The 16,228-nt window shown below is 68.3% G+C and carries 11 protein-coding genes; 5 read left to right on the top strand and 6 right to left on the bottom strand.

Going from position 1 to position 16,228, the window contains the following annotated elements:
* Window positions 1-135: 135 nt before the first annotated feature.
* The 3 genes from ACLQ3B_RS08445 to acs all read right to left on the bottom strand — a co-directional run bounded on the left by ACLQ3B_RS08445 (window position 136) and on the right by acs (window position 7,943).
* Complete coding sequence (locus ACLQ3B_RS08445) at window positions 136-2,583, bottom strand: immune inhibitor A domain-containing protein (RefSeq protein ID WP_425779839.1); 2,448 nt, start codon at window positions 2,581-2,583, stop codon at window positions 136-138.
* Between the two features lie 332 nt (window positions 2,584-2,915).
* The gene (locus tag ACLQ3B_RS08440) at window positions 2,916-5,711 is read right to left on the bottom strand and encodes an immune inhibitor A domain-containing protein (protein ID WP_425778906.1); all 2,796 of its coding nucleotides are present in this window, start codon (window positions 5,709-5,711) and stop codon (window positions 2,916-2,918) included.
* Window positions 5,712-5,978: 267 nt separating this feature from the next.
* Window positions 5,979-7,943 (bottom strand): acetate--CoA ligase, encoded by a 1,965-nt coding sequence (gene acs / locus ACLQ3B_RS08435; RefSeq protein ID WP_425778904.1) that lies wholly within the window; start codon window positions 7,941-7,943, stop codon window positions 5,979-5,981.
* Between the two features lie 402 nt (window positions 7,944-8,345).
* Between acs and ACLQ3B_RS08430 the strand changes: the two genes are divergently transcribed.
* On the top strand, window positions 8,346-9,092 hold the full coding sequence (locus ACLQ3B_RS08430) for an oxidoreductase (protein ID WP_425778902.1): 747 nt from the start codon (window positions 8,346-8,348) through the stop codon (window positions 9,090-9,092).
* A 183-nt stretch (window positions 9,093-9,275) separates the two neighbouring features.
* Here the strand turns inward: ACLQ3B_RS08430 and ACLQ3B_RS08425 are convergent, their stop codons facing one another.
* Window positions 9,276-10,079, bottom strand: coding sequence for an HAD family hydrolase (locus tag ACLQ3B_RS08425; protein WP_425778900.1), 804 nt, complete (start codon window positions 10,077-10,079; stop codon window positions 9,276-9,278).
* A gap of 597 nt (window positions 10,080-10,676) precedes the next feature.
* Here ACLQ3B_RS08425 and ACLQ3B_RS08420 point away from each other — a divergent pair.
* Together ACLQ3B_RS08420 and ACLQ3B_RS08415 are read left to right on the top strand one after the other, a co-directional pair.
* Window positions 10,677-11,735 (top strand): XRE family transcriptional regulator, encoded by a 1,059-nt coding sequence (locus tag ACLQ3B_RS08420; RefSeq protein WP_425778898.1) that lies wholly within the window; start codon window positions 10,677-10,679, stop codon window positions 11,733-11,735.
* A 167-nt stretch (window positions 11,736-11,902) separates the two neighbouring features.
* Window positions 11,903-12,220 carry a GNAT family N-acetyltransferase gene (locus ACLQ3B_RS08415; protein WP_425778896.1) on the top strand — a complete coding sequence of 106 codons (318 nt, stop codon included), beginning with the start codon at window positions 11,903-11,905 and terminating at the stop codon, window positions 12,218-12,220.
* Between the two features lie 1,016 nt (window positions 12,221-13,236).
* Here the strand turns inward: ACLQ3B_RS08415 and ACLQ3B_RS08410 are convergent.
* Complete coding sequence (locus ACLQ3B_RS08410; RefSeq protein WP_425778894.1) at window positions 13,237-13,575, bottom strand: DUF7668 domain-containing protein; 339 nt, start codon at window positions 13,573-13,575, stop codon at window positions 13,237-13,239.
* 462 nt (window positions 13,576-14,037) lie between these two features.
* Window positions 14,038-14,460, bottom strand: coding sequence for a hypothetical protein (locus ACLQ3B_RS08405; protein WP_425778892.1), 423 nt, complete (start codon window positions 14,458-14,460; stop codon window positions 14,038-14,040).
* A gap of 125 nt (window positions 14,461-14,585) precedes the next feature.
* Here ACLQ3B_RS08405 and ACLQ3B_RS08400 point away from each other — a divergent pair, with 125 nt between their 5' ends.
* The gene (locus tag ACLQ3B_RS08400; RefSeq protein WP_425778890.1) at window positions 14,586-15,140 is read left to right on the top strand and encodes an RNA polymerase sigma factor; all 555 of its coding nucleotides are present in this window, start codon (window positions 14,586-14,588) and stop codon (window positions 15,138-15,140) included.
* Entirely contained in the window at window positions 15,140-16,150 is a 1,011-nt protein-coding gene (locus ACLQ3B_RS08395; RefSeq protein WP_425778888.1) for a CU044_5270 family protein, read from the top strand. The genes ACLQ3B_RS08400 and ACLQ3B_RS08395 overlap by 1 nt, the downstream gene beginning before the upstream one ends.
* The last annotated feature ends 78 nt before the right edge of the window (window positions 16,151-16,228 follow it).

Genomic DNA, 16,228 nt, shown 5'->3' with positions numbered 1-16,228 from the left:
GGCCCCGGTGGTCGCGTTGAACAGGGGAAAGCCCCGGGTTGTCCCGTACCGCGACCAGGGGCACCGAGTGCGACAAAGGGCGACGCCCGGGCAGATGACCTGCCCGGGCGTCGCTTGTAGGTGCGGGATCAGTGGTCAGCTGATCCGGATCTTCATCGAGGTGCCGTCCTGCTCCAGAACCTTGATCTTGACACCGGCCGCGGGAAGCTTGACGCCGTGGTTCGGCAGCTCCTCGTAGAAGTACTTCTTGGTGTCGTCGAACAGCGGCTCAGCGGCCTGGCCACGGACGTACTGCGGCTGGCTGTTGAGGTGCAGGGTGAACGAGTCGGCCTTGGTCAGGCTGAACGGTGCGTCGTACATCTGGACGCGGGCCCGCCACGGATCCCCGGTGAGGTTGTAGCTCGGGCGCGGGTGCGCGTCGATGTACAGGTTGCGACCCTCACCCGGGTGACCACCCGGGTTGGACTCCGGGTCGTACGGCGCGGTGTTGTTGTCCGACCAGCGGGTGTTCCAGTACGAGATGAGCAGGCCCTCCTGGTACGCGTAGTGGTCCACCCAGTCCGGGCGGGTGTTCGCGTAGCCGAAGAAGTACGGGCCGGTCTTCAGGTACTTGTCGTACGAGACGTACGAGCGGTTGCCGGCGATGTAGTAGTTGTCGAACAGCCGGGTGTAGGTCGCCCCGACCACCTGGAACTTGTCCAGGGCCCAGCCGGCGTCGGTCTCGGCGCCGTCGCTGAACACGGTCTGACCGTCGGCGGTCACGGTGATCGCGTCACCGAAGAAGCCGCCCTCGGAGACGCCACCGTCGGTGACGTAGTGCAGGCGGACCTGCGCCACCTTGCCGGCGACCGAGGTCAGCGGGATGTTGATGTCCGCCCAGGCGCCCTTGCTGGTACCGGCGAGGGCCGGACGTCCCGCGCCGTCGACGCCGATCGGCGTACCGTTGGCCGTGCCATCCAGGTCGGTCCAGGTCTTGCCGCCGTCCGTGGACGCCTCGAAGTAGAGGTAGTCGTAACCGGCCTCGATGCTGTACTTGCCCTTGAGCGACAGCGCCGCCGCGGACTTGCCGGTGAGGTCGAACGTCCTCGTCATCTTGCTGTCGAGGTTGTCCTCGTTACCGGAGAAGTACTGCTTGGCGCCCTCGAATGGCGCGCCGTAGTTGAAGGTGTATTCCCTCTTGGGCAGCACGACCACGACGGCCTGTGCTTCCTTCGAGTTGTACTCCTGCGGGCCGAGCTTCAGCGTCTGCTTGTCCCCGGCGATGACCGTCTCGTGGTCGAGCCAGCCGAGCTGGAGCTTGTTCCAGGCGCCGAGGTCGCCGCCGCGGTCGCCGATGCCTGCGTCGTTCTTGGCGCCGAGCCGGCTCTGGGCCATCAGGGTCCAGTGCTCGTTGCTGTTGTCCGCCGGGCCGTAGTCGTCCGGCAGGCCCAGGTCGTGGCCGTACTCGTGGTAGAAGACGCTGCGACCGCCGTTTTCCGGCTGGATCGTGTAGTCGCGGATCCAGACGCCGGTGTTGCCGATCTGGGTGCCGCCGATCGGAAGGTTCGGCGGGCCGACGGGCGAGCTGTTGTACGCCGACCAGCGGTGGCTCCAGATGGCGTCCTCGCCCTGCTGCGGGTCACCGTCGGCCTGGTCGCCGCCGGAGTGGACGATCTGGAAGTGGTCGATGTAACCGTCCGACTCGTTGAAGTCGCCGTCACCGTCGTAGTCGAACCGGTCCCACTGGTCGAAGGACTTCATCTCGGTGGCGATCTGCGCGTCCGTCCGGCCCTTGGCCTTCTGGTCGGCGACCCACTGGTTGGCGGCGTCGCGGACCAGCGCCCAGGTGTTCGAGCAGACGTTGTCGGGGCAGACGGCCAGGTCGTCGCGCGGGTCCGGCTTCTCGCCGGGCTTCGGGTCCGGGATCGGGTCGTCGGAGCGACCGTAGCGGGCCTCGTTGTACTTGACCTTGACCCAGTCGGTCACCTCACCGTCGACCGTGTAGCGACCCGAGGACTGTGCCTCGTAGTACTGCTTGAGCGACTCGTCGCCCGGGTTGGTGCCGAAGTAGACCTGGCGGAAGTGCTCCGGGCTGAAGTCCGGCTGCCAGATGGTGGAGTTGTCCACGGCCCGGTTGGGCTCGGGGACCTTGTTGTGCAGCGGTCCCTCGAACGTCGTCGGCCCGGCGATGTCCGGGTTCATGTCCTTGTCCGGGTAGGACGGGTGCCGCTCGTCACCGAACTCGGCCAGGATCACGAAGATCTTGTCGGTCCGCTCACGCTTGAGCTCGACGTACTGGTCCTTGGTCTTCTTGGCACCGGCGGCGGTGCGGGCGCTGAAGCCCAACCCGCTCGTCTCGCCGACCTTGACCACCGTGCTTCCGTTGCGCTCGATCGGCTTGCTACGACCGCTCAGCACATCGCTGAGCCCTTGCTCACGCAATGCGCGGCGCTTGTCCTCGAGCTTGTCGGGGAGTTCGTCCTTCAGCGCCTGTGGTTCGGCAGCGGCCGGTGCTGCGGCCGGCAGTTTGGGCTGAGGAGCCGCCGAGGCGGACGGGCCGAAAGCCAGGCCTGTCGCCGTCAGTGAGAGCCCGAGCAGACCCACTGCGACTTTGCGCACGTGGTACCTCCGGTGTGAGGGAACCGGCCCAACGGGGGTACGGGCCGGTGGGAGATCGATCCCACTAGTGGGACCATTGGTGAACATAGTTACTGGCGCGACGGGTGGGAAGATGAACGCGTCGATTTGTTGCAATATTTTGTTGGAAATGCTTTTCACCGTCACACCCCGCCAGTTCATCAGCCAGGTTGACCAGCGCGGCCCGGACGCGAACGTATACAACGACAATTTTCGATCGAGCTGACCGCACATACGACAGTGGGGCCGGCAGCGTCTCCGCCACCGGCCCCACCATCAGTTGTCGATCCGCGAAACCGTTACTTCTTCGCCGGCGTCACGTAGATCGTGGCCGACGAGTTGTCCCCGGCCGCCTTCTTGATCGTCAGCGAGACGCCGTAGTTCACGCCCTGGTCGCCGGGGTTACCGGTGCCCAGCACGATCGCGCCACCGCCCAGGGTCACGCCGTAGAACTCCGGCGCGGGGCTGCCGTCCGGGTTGGTGACCCGGGTGGTGTACGGCGCGTTGTTACGCGACGGCAGGACCACCGACGCGTCGTTGTCCCGGGCGTAGGCAGCGCCATCGCGCATCTCGATGCCCGGGTACCAGCCCTTGGCGTCGGTGAACGCCTTCACCGGCGCCAACCCCTTGAACTTCGTGCAGTACGCGCTGTACGGCTCGTCCGCCGCTTCGAGGCACTCGGTGAACGGGTACGTCCGCTGCAGCGTGAAGGCCGCGTTCGACGACTGCGGGCGGCTGGGCAGGTTGTCCGTCACCGACGGGTCCTTCACGGCCGCCTCGCCCGTACGCCGCAACGGGTCGAAGTGCGAGTCGACGATGAGCAACCCGCCCTTCGCGCCGTAGCTGGGCAGCGCGGTCATCTGCCCGGTGACGTGGTTGACGTCGCCCAGCGCGGTGTCCCGGTACCAGACCAACATGCCCGGCGCGTTGTACGAGATCCGGTCGACCTTCCACGCCTCGTGCGAGTAGATGGTGTCGTAGGCGTACTTCAGGCCCTTGTCGAAGCCGTCGAAGTTGCGCCACTCCGCCAGGTAGAACTGGGCGTGCACCTCGGTGCCGCTGGAAACCTTCCAGCCCCCGCCGGTGGTGTCGACGAAGGTGTCGACGGTGGCCGTCCAGCCGTTGGCGCCGCCCTCGACGTCGTCGCTCCAGGTGGTGGCGCCGCCGCCGGTGACCGAGAAGTCGTCGACGAACCAGTTGCGCTCCTGGAACGCCTCGTCGGTGGCCTGGCGCAGTCGCAGCTGCACGGTCGTGCCGGCGTACGCCGACAGGTCGACGTAGTCGTGCCGCCAGCCGTCGGTGCTGCCGGTCAGGCCGTACTTCTTGCCGCCGAAGTCGTTCATCCGGCCGTTCGGGTCGGCGTAGCCGTCCGGCGTGGTGACCACCTTGCCGGTCTCGTCGTACACCTTCTGCTCGGTCCAGGTCGTACCGCCGTCGGTCGAGAGCTCGACGAAGCCGTAGTCCCAGTCCTCCTCGATGATGTAGTTGTTCCACATCCAGAACTTCGAGTCGGCCGCGGCCGGCACGTCGACCGAGCGGCTCAGCTTGACGTCGGCCCACTCCTGGTCGTTGTTGCTGTGCCACATCTTGGTGCCGCTGTGCGGGGTGGCAAGCGTCGTCACCTTGTCCGGCAGGTCGACCTTGATGCCGTCCTCGGAGTCGATCGGGGTGCGCGACGTCTGGCCGAGCTTCACCTCGCGCGGGTTCGACCCGGGGCGGATGGTCAGCGGGTCGGCCCAACCGAGCACCCACTTGTCCCAGATGCCCATGTGCGTCGGCAGCGCCTGGAAGATCTCACCCGAGTGCGAGCCCGAGGCCATCAGGTCCCAGAAGTCCACGTCGGAGTCGGCGTTGCCGGACGTGTCGTAGAGGTCCGGCAGGCCCAGGTCGTGGCCGAACTCGTGGGCGAAGACGCCGACGCCGGCGTCCTCCGGCTGCACGATGTAGTTCGACGCCTTGATGTTGGTGCCCGGGATGGTGTAGCCACCGGCGACCGTGGAGGAGTGCGCCCACACGGCGTACACACCCTCGGCGCCGCCGCCGCGGGACTTGCCCTGACCGGCGTGCACCAGCACGAGGTGGTCGATCACGCCGTCCGGCTCGAAGACGTTGCCGTCACCGTCGCGGTCGGCCTGGTCCTCGATGTCGTAGTCGGCCCACGGGAAGGTCGGGTCCTTCGCGACGAGCGCGTCGATCGCGTCGGTCGCCAGGCGACCCGCGCCGGCCGGGTTGTCCGGGTGGCCGTTCATCGACTGCTCACGGCCGGGGACCCACGCGCCGGTCTCGTCCTGGAAGCAGCGGTTGGCCGCGTACCAGCCCTCCGAGTGCGGCACGGTGATCCACGGGCTGGCCTGCCCGTCCACCGTGTACGCGTTCTTGGACATCTCCAGGTACATGTTGTGCATGGTGCGACCGGAGAGGTCGATGCCCTTCTTGCCGTCCGGGCCCTTCAGGTCCGTGCGGACCCGCTCGGTGATGCCCTTCTTGCTGTACAGCATCTTGTTGTAGTGCGTCGGCGAGAAGTTCGGCACCCACATCGAGTTGTTGTCCTCGTGGGGCAGCCGCGACGGGTCCGGGATCTTGTTGTGCTTCGGGCCGTTCTGGACGGTGCCGGGCACGCAGGTGCGGTCCTCGAACACCGTCTTGGGGACCATCACGCCTGTGAAGTCGTCGTTGGCCTTGTCGTTGAACTCGACAAGCAGCGTCAGCAGCTTCGCCGTCTGGGTGGTCGGTGACTTCTTGAACTTGCGGGGGTTCTGGCCCGTCTTCAGCGACTTGGCCTCGTCCCTGGCCAGCTGCCGTGCCGTCACCGGGTTGCCCCGGGCGTGCTTCTTGTCGAACTCGCGCGCGGACTCCACGGCAGGGGTGTAGACGCCACCCTTGCCCTTCACCTCACGGCCGGTGGTGTCCGGCTGCACCTCGGGCTCGGCGTAGTTGATGTAGTGCTCGTCGGCGCCGATCACCGCCTGCGGGGTGCCGGACGACGGCTGGGCCGCCGCGCTGCCACTCACTGTCAGTGACGTGGCCGCGAGGGCGATGACGGGCAGCGCGACGAGTAGTCGTCGCCGCGCCCTGGACTGCGGTTTGTGGTTCATGCCGCTCCGTTTCTCGGGCATGGGGAGGAGGACGTTGGCGTGGCCGACCATCGAAGCGATGTGCGTCGAACTCTTCCAACCTGCGTGAACCTAAAGCACAACCGGCCGAAAGGACAGTGGTGACCCGCGCCTGTGCCCGTTCAGCTTCTCCCGACTCCCCCGACCGACCGATGTGACAGTGGCGGGGCGGCGCGCACCGTACCCGTAAGACATGACGGAGGGTGGCGGTCCGCACGGACCGCCACCCTCCACTTGGTACGCCTACCGTCAGTCCTCGTCGGACTTCGTACCGCTCATCCCCGAGGAGATCAGGTCCATCACCGAGGAGTCCTGCAACGTGGTCACGTCGCCAAGCGACCGGTTCTCCGCCACGTCCCGCAACAGCCGGCGCATGATCTTGCCGGAGCGGGTCTTCGGCAGCTCCGCCACGAGCATGATCTGCCGCGGCTTGGCGATCGGGCCGAGCGTCTTCGACACGTGGTTGCGTAGGTCGGCGATGAGCTGCTCGCCCGCCTCGCCGGCAATGTCCGTGCTGCCGCGCGGAATGACGAACGCGACGATCGCCTGACCGGTGGTCGGGTCGGTCGCGCCGACGACCGCCGCCTCGGCCACCGCCGGGTGCGACACCAACGCCGACTCCACCTCGGTCGTCGAGATGTTGTGCCCGGACACCAACATCACGTCGTCCACCCGGCCGAGCAACCAGATGTGCCCGTCGTCGTCCTTCTTCGCACCGTCGCCGGCGAAGTACATGCCCTGGAACCGCGACCAGTACGTGTCGATGAACCTGTCGTCGTCACCCCAGATGGTGCGCAGCATCGACGGCCACGGCTCGCGCAGCACCAGGTAGCCGCCACCACCGTTCGGCACCGACTGGCCCTGGTCGTCCACCACGTCGGCCACGATGCCCGGCAGCGGCGCCATCGCCGAACCCGGCTTGGCCGCGGTCACCCCCGGCAACGGCGAGATCATGATCGCGCCCGTCTCGGTCTGCCACCAGGTGTCCACGACCGGCAGCTCGCCCCGGCCGATGTGCTGCCTGTACCACATCCAGGCCTCCGGGTTGATCGGCTCGCCGACGCTGCCCAGCACACGCAGCGAGGACAGGTCGAAGCCGGCCGGAATGTCGTCGCCCCACTTCATCATCGTCCGGATCAGGGTGGGAGCGGTGTACAGGATGCTCACCCCGTACTTGTCGATGATCTCCCAGAACCGGCCCTTGTGCGGCGTGTCCGGGGTGCCCTCGTACATCACCTGGGTGGCGCCGTTGGAGAGCGGGCCGTACACGATGTAGGAGTGACCGGTGACCCAGCCGATGTCGGCCGTGCACCAGTAGACGTCCGTCTCCGGCTTCAGGTCGAACACCGCGTGCGTCGTGTACGACGCCTGGGTGAGGTAGCCGCCGGTCGTGTGCAGGATGCCCTTCGGGCGGGCCGTGGTGCCGCTGGTGTACAGGATGAACAGCGGGTGCTCGGCGTCGAACGGCTCGGCGGTGTGCTCGGCCGACGCGGTCTCCACCGTCTCGTGCCACCAGTGGTCCTTCTCCGACCACGCCACGTCCTCACCGGTGCGGCGCACCACGAGCACGTGCTCCACCGACGGAGAACTCGCCACCGCCTCGTCCACCGTGGGCTTCAACGCCGACGGCTTGCCCCGCCGGTAACCACCATCCGCGGTGATCACCACCTTGGCGCTGGCGTCCTGGATCCGGTTGCTCAACGAGTCCGCGGAGAAGCCGCCGAAGACCACACTGTGCGCGGCGCCGATCCGGGCGCACGCCAACATCGCCACCGCCGCCTCCGGAATCATCGGGAGGTAGATCGCCACCCGGTCGCCGGCGGTCACCCCCAGGTCGGTGAGCGCGTTCGCCGCCCGGCAGGTCAGCTCGTGCAGCTCCGCGTACGTGATGGTGCGCGTGTCGCCCGGCTCGCCCTCCCAGTGGATCGCCACCTTGTCGCCCCGGCCCGCCTCGACGTGCCGGTCCAGGCAGTTGTACGCCACGTTGAGCTGCCCGCCCACGAACCACTTCGCGAACGGCGGGTTCGACCAGTCGAGCACCTCATCCCACTTCTTCGACCAGGCCAGACGGTCCGCCTGCTTCGCCCAGAAGGCCAGCCGGTCGGCCTCAGCCTCGGCGTACGCGTCGACTGTGACGTTGGCGTGCGCGGCGAGTTCGGCCGGCGGGGGGAACTGGCGCGTCTCGTTCAGCAGATTGGCCAATGCCTCGCTCATGCCGTGACTCCTCATCCTCGGGGTGACCTGGGTCTCGATGGCACGAGGGTAGTCGCGGGGCCCTCGACCGGCCACGGCTGCCCAGCCCGTCGCGCCGAGTGGCCCCCGCCGCGCGCCCGACGGCCCGTCCTCATCCGTCCCCGGCCAGGCCGTCGCCCCGGGGTCCCTTGATCAACTCGGGTTCATTGAAATCGCGGGGTCCAGGTCAGGCCAACACCCCGAGTTCAATGAACCCGAGTCGACCTTGCCCGTGGTCGCGTCGGGGTGGTGGTCCCGGTCGCGTTGCCGGCGGGTGCGGCCCGCCGCGTTGACCCTGCCCGTGGTCGGGTCGGGGTGGTGGTCCCGGTCGCGTTGCCGGCGGGTGCGGTCCGCCGGGTCGGCTCGGGTCGTTAGCGTGGCGGGGTGACCACCGACCCGCTCGCCCCGTTGCTCGCGCTCGCCGACATCGCCGCCGCCGTCGAACAGGCCCGCGAGCGGTTCGACCAGGCGCTCGGGCACCGGGCGCTGCGCCGGCACGGTGGGCAGGTCGCCGCCGAGGTAAGCCTGCGCTCCGCGGTGGCCAGCGCGGCACTCGAGGGGGCCGGGCACGAGCGCGAGGCCGTCCGGGCCGGCACCGTCACCGACCCGGTGCTCCAGGGGGCGCTGCGGGTCGCCGGAGCGCTGCCGGGCCTGAGCGAGCTGTGGCCGAAGGCGCCCCGCCAGGCGCTCGCGAAGCTGCACGTACTCGCCGCCCGTGACCTGGTGTCGGAAGCCGAGCTGGGCCGTCCGGTGGCCGACCCCGTGGTCGCCACCCGGCTGGACGGGCTGGCCGCCCTCGTCGCCGGCGGCACGAAGGTCTCACCGTTGGTGCTCGCCGCTGTCGTACACGGGGAGCTGCTGAACCTGCGCCCGTTCGCCGGGCCGTCCGGCGTGGTGGCCCGCGGCGCCGCCCGGCTGGTGCTGTTCGCCAGCGGCCTCGACCCGCGTGGCGTGCTCGCCGTCGACGTCGGGCACCACGAGCGGGAGCCCGAGTACGTCGGCTCGGCCGGCGCCTTCGCGACCGGCACCCCGGACGGGCTGCGCTCCTGGCTACGCCACTACCTGGCCGCCGTCGAGGTTGGCGCCGACCAGCTCACCGCCATCGGCGACGAGATCCTCGCCGCCACCTGAGCGCTCACCCCGCCCCTCAGCCCCCCGCTCGGCCCCCGCCCGCGGCCCCCGCCCTGCGTCGTCGATCATGGAGTTGTGGTGCCCCGCAAAAGGTGCCAATGCGTTTAATGCGCCCACCACAAGTCCAAGATCGACGCCGGAGGGCGGGGCGGGTGGGGGTGGGGGTGGGGGTGGGGGTGGGGGTTAGGCGGTGGTGGCGGCTCGGGTGCGGCGGTGTCGGCCGTACCAGGCGATGCCGATGGCCACGCCCACCCCGACACCCAGGGCCGCCGCGGCCACCGGGACCGCGGGCCGTTCCCGTAGGCGCCGGCCCAGCGGGATCGGGTGCCGGAACTCCAGCACCGGCCACGCGTTCTCCGAGGCCAGCTTGCGCAACTGTCGGTCCGGGTTGACCACGCTCGGATGGCCGACGCACTCCAGGAGCGGGCGATCGCTGTACGAGTCGGAGTAGGCGTACGAATCAGCCAGGTCGTAGTCCCGGACGGCGGCCAACTCGCTGACCGCCTCGACCTTGCTCGGACCGGCCGCGTAGAACTCGACCTCGCCGCTGTACCGGCCGTCCTGCACCGTCATCCGGGTGGCGATCACGTCGGTCACCCCGAGCAGCTCGCCGATCGGCCGGACCATCTCCTCGCCGGACGCCGACACCAGCACCACGTCCCGCCCGGCCGCCTGGTGCTCCTCGATCAGGGCGGCGGCTTCGGCGTACACATAGGGGTTGATCAGCTCGTGCAGTGTCTCCGCGACGATCTGGCGGACCTGCTCCACCGGCCAGCCCTTGCAGAGCGCAGCCAGGTAGTCCCGTGTTCGGGCCATGGTCTGCTCGTCGGTGCCGCCCAGCCGGAACATCAGCTGCGCGTACGCCGACTTGACCACGTCACGCCGGGTGATCAGCCCATCCCGGTAGAACGGCCGACCGAACGCCAGGGCGCTCGACTTGGCGATGACGGTCTTGTCCAGATCGAAGAAAGCGGCACTTCGGCCCACGGCGCGAAAGTCTAGCCGGATGGTCTATCGTCGGCGGGTGCCCGGGGTCATGCCACCCCTCAGACCTGCGGGCTGGCAGCATCATCTCCGCTCCGCGTGATCACGCTCACACTCTGCGAGGAGATTTTCGCAGTGAGTGGAGTCGGCACCACTCGACGTGACGGGCCCGCTCAGGCAGACTTGTCCGTACGACGAGCTTTCACATCCTCGAAACAGCAGACCCTCAGCGGTTGCACCCCCCGTGACCGCTGAGTGGTTCGGCTCGACCCCCCCGGAGCCGAACCTCCGACGACCCCCGTCTCCCCCCGACGGGGGTCGTCCCTTTCCCGGGAGCGCTTCCGGCCAGGCGAAGGCGTGCCTCCTGGATTTCCGGTCGGAGTGACTAGCGAAGGTCAGCCGAACTCGCTCGGCGTACTCCTCGGGCGTGCACCTCGCCCCGCGTTCGCCATCCGGCTCGGCTCTGGGGTGAGGTTGCCCTGCCAACGCCTCAAAGCAGTCTTCAAGCGGGCATTTTCCGCCCGAAGGGCGCCTCCTGCGCCAGCCCGACAGCTCACCGTCGAGCCCACCGGCGCCGGCCCGGAAAGGAACCTCCTCGCCATGGCCGCACAACGCGCCCGCCAGTACGCAATGCTCGCCGCAGAAGCCACCTCGCCGGCAGCCATCGACCAGCTCGCCGAGGATGTGCAACGCCTCGCACTCGCCTACCCGCAGCGACCGGTCAGCCAGATCTTGCCGGACCTGGCCGAGACTCAGGACACTCTGTTCACGCTGCTCGAACGTCGCCAACAGCCGACCCAGTCTCGTGACCTGCACTTCCTTGCTGGCATCACCAGCGGTCTGCTTGCCCAGGTCTCGCACGACATGGCCGACCCGCATTCGGCCATGCTGCAAGCCCGAACCGCCGTCCTCTGCGCCGACCAGTCCGACCACCCCGGGTTGCAAGCCTGGCTCCGCGGACTTCAGTCGCTGGTCGCCTACTGGGCTGGTCGGTACGCCGAAGCGGTCCGCTACGCCGAGGCGGGACGCGAGTACGCGACCCAAGCAGGTGGCACCTCCGCCGTCTGGTTGCCCGTCAGTGCTGCACGCGCCTACGCCGCACTCGGTAATTCGGAACAGGCCAAGGCCGCCATCACCGAGGCTGAGGACACCTGGTCCCGGGTACGCCCCGACGAGATGGACGAGATCGGCGGCATCTGTACCTTCAACCAGCCCCGCACGCTCTACTACGCCAGCGACGCCCTCGCCTGGCTGCCCGGCGAAGCCGACGCCACCGAGCGCTACGCCCTGCGTGCCGTCCAGGCGTACTCCGACCGCTACGACCCGGCGTGGGCCTTCGGCGACCAGGCCGGCTCCCACACCAACCTCGCCATTGCCCGCGTCGCCAGCGGAGAACTCGATGCGACCGCTGATGCCCTCGCCCCGTACTCGATCTTCCCGCCGATCAGCGCATCAACGGCGTCATCCACTCCGTCCGGCGCGTCCACCAAGCCATCACCCGTGCCGGCCACGCCAACGACGCCCGTGACCTCATCGAAGGCATCGAGCACTTCACGCACACGCCTGCCAACGCCCTTCCTCGATAAGGCACCATCAGCACATGCACCCGATCACCATCCCCGGCCGCGTCATCACTCTTCGCGAACTGCGACCCGATGACGCGGCCGACGCTTTGGCGATCGTCGGTGACGACCGGGTCACCCGGTGGCTCTCGTTCGACAGCCGCGACCAGGCCGGCACTGTCGTCATGGTCGAGGGAGCTGTGAGCCGCGCGCAGCTCGACCCGCAACGAGTACTACCTAGCGGTCGCTGACACCTCAGACCGGATGATCGGCTTCGCCCGCCTCGGACTCACCGGGCACCAGGCCGCCAAGCTTGGCTACGCCATCGGCGCCGCTCACTGGGGCCACGGCTACGCCACCGACGCAGCACGAACCATCATCGACTACGGCTTTCGAGAGCTGAAGCTTCACCGCATCACCGCAGCTATCGGCCCCGACAACGCTTCCTCCATCGGCGTCGCCAAGCGGCTCGGGATGCAGTACGAAGGCCGGCTACGCGATCACGTCTTCACCAACGGCGCCTGGCGCGACTCCCAGCTCTACTCAATCCTCGCCCCAGAGTGGAACGACACCGCCGGCTGACCGCCATCGTCGCTCCACCATGAGTCCCAGGCAGAGCCGAGCAGACCAGGGGCCAGGGTGCGTGGGACTCACGGCAGAGATGGCTCTGAGGCCCGCCGTGCGATTTACGTGCGATTAGGGGCGGCCATCAGTACTTTCCCCGATAGTCCACAGTTGGAGTACTAGGAACTCGGCGTGTCAGTCCCGTCGCATGGGACACCGATACCCAGCTGCACTTGTGCCGTCTGCCCCCGCGACCGAATTGTCAGCGGTAGGCAGGTTGCCCGCGCAACCCACGTGCCGCCGACAAAGGCCAGCCACTGAGGTTGGTCATCGACAGGTGTGCAGGCACGCACGTGGGCGCTCACGGCTGGCACCACTGAAGAGCCCCATCCGAGACGTGCCCTGTCCTCCCAGCCAGGTGCCACCCGAAGATCAACCACTGCGCCGCCGCGTACGACCAACCCCCATTTGGCGAACAGCCGGGCTGCCGGATCCGCTTCCCCCGATTCCTCTGCTTGAAGCACCGTCCGGTCAGGTACCGCGACGTCCTCTCCCACGAGCCGATAATCTGTCGGCGGTTCCTGTAGCGGAAAGCCCGATACAGTGCATGACTCCTGCCTAGCGCTCCCGTCGGTTGACGGGGACGCGCTGGGGTCAGCCCTCAGAGATGCAGTTGGTGCCGGTGATCGGGCCTCACCCTGGCTGGACCCTTTTGAGGACGTACAGGCAGCCGGCGTCACCATCAGGCAGATGCTGAGCGGCCACCACACCATGCGGCTAGTCCTTCGCATGCGCGCTACCCCCTGAACGGCGAGGCCTACGACGGTAAGGGCGCGATCCGTGAAGCGTCACCGTACCGGAAGGCGGGATTCATCCGATGCGCCGTGCCATCAACGTGCCAGTAGCCGGTACCCCCGCCGGTCACCAGGGGGCACGAACGGTCAAGCACTTCGCGCATTGATCTGGCCCACCAGGTCCTTGTCGGCCATGATCTTCGTCCTTCCTAACTGGCGGTGCGGTGAGGGTGGCCGTTACTAGAGGGTGTGCAGGTCATCAATGGCCAGCTTGATCGCGTCGGCCTCTTCCCAGACCTTCACCTGCAAGGTCATGTCGCTCCGCCCTTCCTCCTGAGACCACAGGTCGACATCGACCTTCCAAACGCCGTGGTCAGCAAGGAAGTAGGCGTCGACGTGGTGCCACGCCTCAGGCGGCATAGGGATGAACGTCGCGGGGTGCTGGCGGGCCCACAGGCCCAGGTCATGGCCCGACCGCGAGTAGTCCCGCGCTAGGCCGGCGAAATCGCCGGCGGCAATCCGTTCGACCACCTGCTCGATGACGGGCCTGAACCGGGCTGGAAGATCCGCAGCAGTCACCGATCGAGTATGAGAAGCGGGGACGACGGCTGTACAGCCATCCGTACAGCCAAGCCGGCCAACCGAAGGCAGCGAGAAGCGGCGGTAGCCGACAGGCCGAGCAGGTCAGCAGCAGCAGTCGACGCCCGCCGACATGCCGCATGATCTTTGCAAGGCAGAGGTCGGGCTGATGCTCGCTCGCGGACTGCCCTGCGGGCGGCCTCCGGCCGTCCTCGGGCGCCCGCAGCGCATCATTCGAGAGTCAGCAGATCGTCAGCAAGTGTCGTACCGCGCGGCGACTCTCGATCATGCTCGACGGCAAACCCGCTACGTCTGACCACGCGGTACGGCACTTGATCACACTCGCTACTACGTCAGGTCGCTTTCGCCCCGACGGGGGTCGTTCCTTTCCGGGAGCGCTACCAGTCCAGCGCGACGAGGAACGGGGCATCGGCAGCGGTCGCACGCCTGCCCACATCCCGTCTATCCAGGTCGCAGGGACCCGAGAATCCTTCGGGCCTCGTCGCGCACCCCGGCGTCTTCATCCATCGCCAGGTTCCGAAGGTGCTTGGTCAGGCGGTCTGCGCCTGCGGCCGCCATCCAGTCAGGGTTGCAGTCCAGGGCAGCCTGGATCTCTTCGGCAGTGGCTTCGGCGGCGGCGTTGCTACGGGCCAACAGCACGAGGCGTAGGCCCACGGCGTCTCCGCGTTCCAGCAGCGCCTCGGCCGTTCGCCAGGTCACAGCTGTGTCGTGGGGATCTAGGAGGAGGCGGTGGAGGACATCCGCTACCTCGTCGATTTCGCGCGATCTCGCAAGATGCCGCCCGGCTGCAGCGCGAACCGACCAGGTCGGCGAGTCGGCATTTCCGATCGCCCTGCCCAACTCCTGATCGTCGGAGACCACCATGGTCCCAGCCTGCCAGGTCGGTGCTGCCACTGTCCCTGGCCGGCGACCAGTTGGTATGCGCGGTAATCCCGGGGCCTTCAGCGACACAAGTCACTGTGAGAGTCGCCGAGGCAATGGGGGTTCGGGTGGGTCCACCGAAGAAGCGGGACGAGGGCTGGTTCACCAGCCTCTACGCCGCCGAGTACGAGCACATAGTCCGGTACGGCCTGCGCCGGCTCGTTGACCGGGATGCCTCGGCGGAGCTCGCCCAGGAGGTCTTCGTCGTCGCCTGGCGTCGCCGCGTCGAGGTGCCGGACCGCAGCCTGCCCTGGCTGTACGGGGTGGCCCGGCGCCTTCTGGCGAACCAGTGGCGGTCGCGGCGTGCCGCCCCGGACCTCCTCTCGATCACCGATGTCGACCTCTCGCGGCTGGCCGGGTCGTCGGGTGCCGACGCGAGCGTCGGGGTCGCCGACATATGGGCCGCTCTGGCCACCCTCAACGACCTCGACCAGGAAATCCTCCGGCTGGTCGGCTGGGAGGAGCTGACGGTCTCCGAGGCGGCCAAGGTTCTCGCTTGCACCGGGGCGACCGCCGCAGTGCGCCTGCATCGCGCCCGCCGTCGTCTTGCCGAAGCAATGTCGGACCGGCCCGCGCAGACCCGGCGCCGACCGGTGTTGGTGACCATTCGAGAGGATCTGTGATGTTCGGAGCAGAGCGCACCCGTACTCTTCTGGGCCCGGCCGACCCGGCCCGGACCGCCGCCGTCGCGCCACCGCCGGTCTCGGCGCGCGAGCTGATCGACCGTGCCGGTGCTACCGAGACGGTGGCCGCTCGTCATCGCGTACTCCCGACCCGCCGGCTGGTCCTGGCGGCCGGGACGCTGGCGGTCGCGGTCGGTGCCGTGGCGGTGCTCCAGCCGTTCGGCGAGGGAGCACCGGAGACTCCGGGCGAGTCGCCGGCGGCAGCGGGGTTGGTGCTCGTGCCTGTCGCGTACCAGTTCGACGCGGATCCACCCGCCGCCGGCCCGCAGCTACGCATGCTGGCCGACAAGATCAAAGACGCGGTGTACGACCACCAGAGCGGGCGCTACATGTATCACCACAGCAAGGTGTGGGGCGACCCGGTGGAGACGTCTGCCGACGGTCGCCACCACGTGGCCTACGCCAGCGAGACGAAGATCTGGCAGGCCGCCGACGGGACCGGCAACCAGGTCAGCATCCAACTGGAGCCGCAGTACCCCGACCAGGAGTCTCGGGACTACTGGCAGCGCGAGAGCGCTGCCCGGCCAGCAGCCGCCGGCACCCCCGCACCGGGCGTCATTCCGCTGCCGCCCGAGGAGCTCAGGCCACTGTCGGCCGACCCGTCCGAGCTGCGGGAGCGGCTGAAGGTCGAGTACGGCGCGGGGGCGGCGAGCAAGTGGGTCGGCGCGCTCTACGGGCAGTACGTCGTACCGCGTGCGATCCGAGCGGCGGTCCTGCGGGTCCTGGCCGACGTGCCCGGCTTCCGCTGGCGGGGGCAGGTCACGGACCGTGCTGGCCGCAAAGGAGTCGCCGTCACCTTCGACGACCGCGAACACGACCAGCAATCCCTTCTGATCTTCGATCCGAAGACGGGCGAATTGCTCGCCGATGAGCTGTTGACGCTGTCGCCCGTGCGGATCAGCTCGTACAAGGTGATCCTTGATGTTGCCTGGACGAATCAGCCCAGCTGACCACCGTCTTGCGGGGCCGCTCCTTTTGGGAGCGGCCCCGCTGTCTTTGCTCAGCGGCGCTAGCTGCGGAGTTGCCCG

Source organism: Micromonospora sp. DT53 (assembly GCF_049841535.1).
In the GTDB taxonomy this organism is placed as follows: Bacteria; Actinomycetota; Actinomycetes; order Mycobacteriales; family Micromonosporaceae; genus Micromonospora.
The sequence above is the reverse complement of the archived record's forward strand: the minus strand, read 5'-3'. Positions and strand labels throughout refer to the sequence as shown.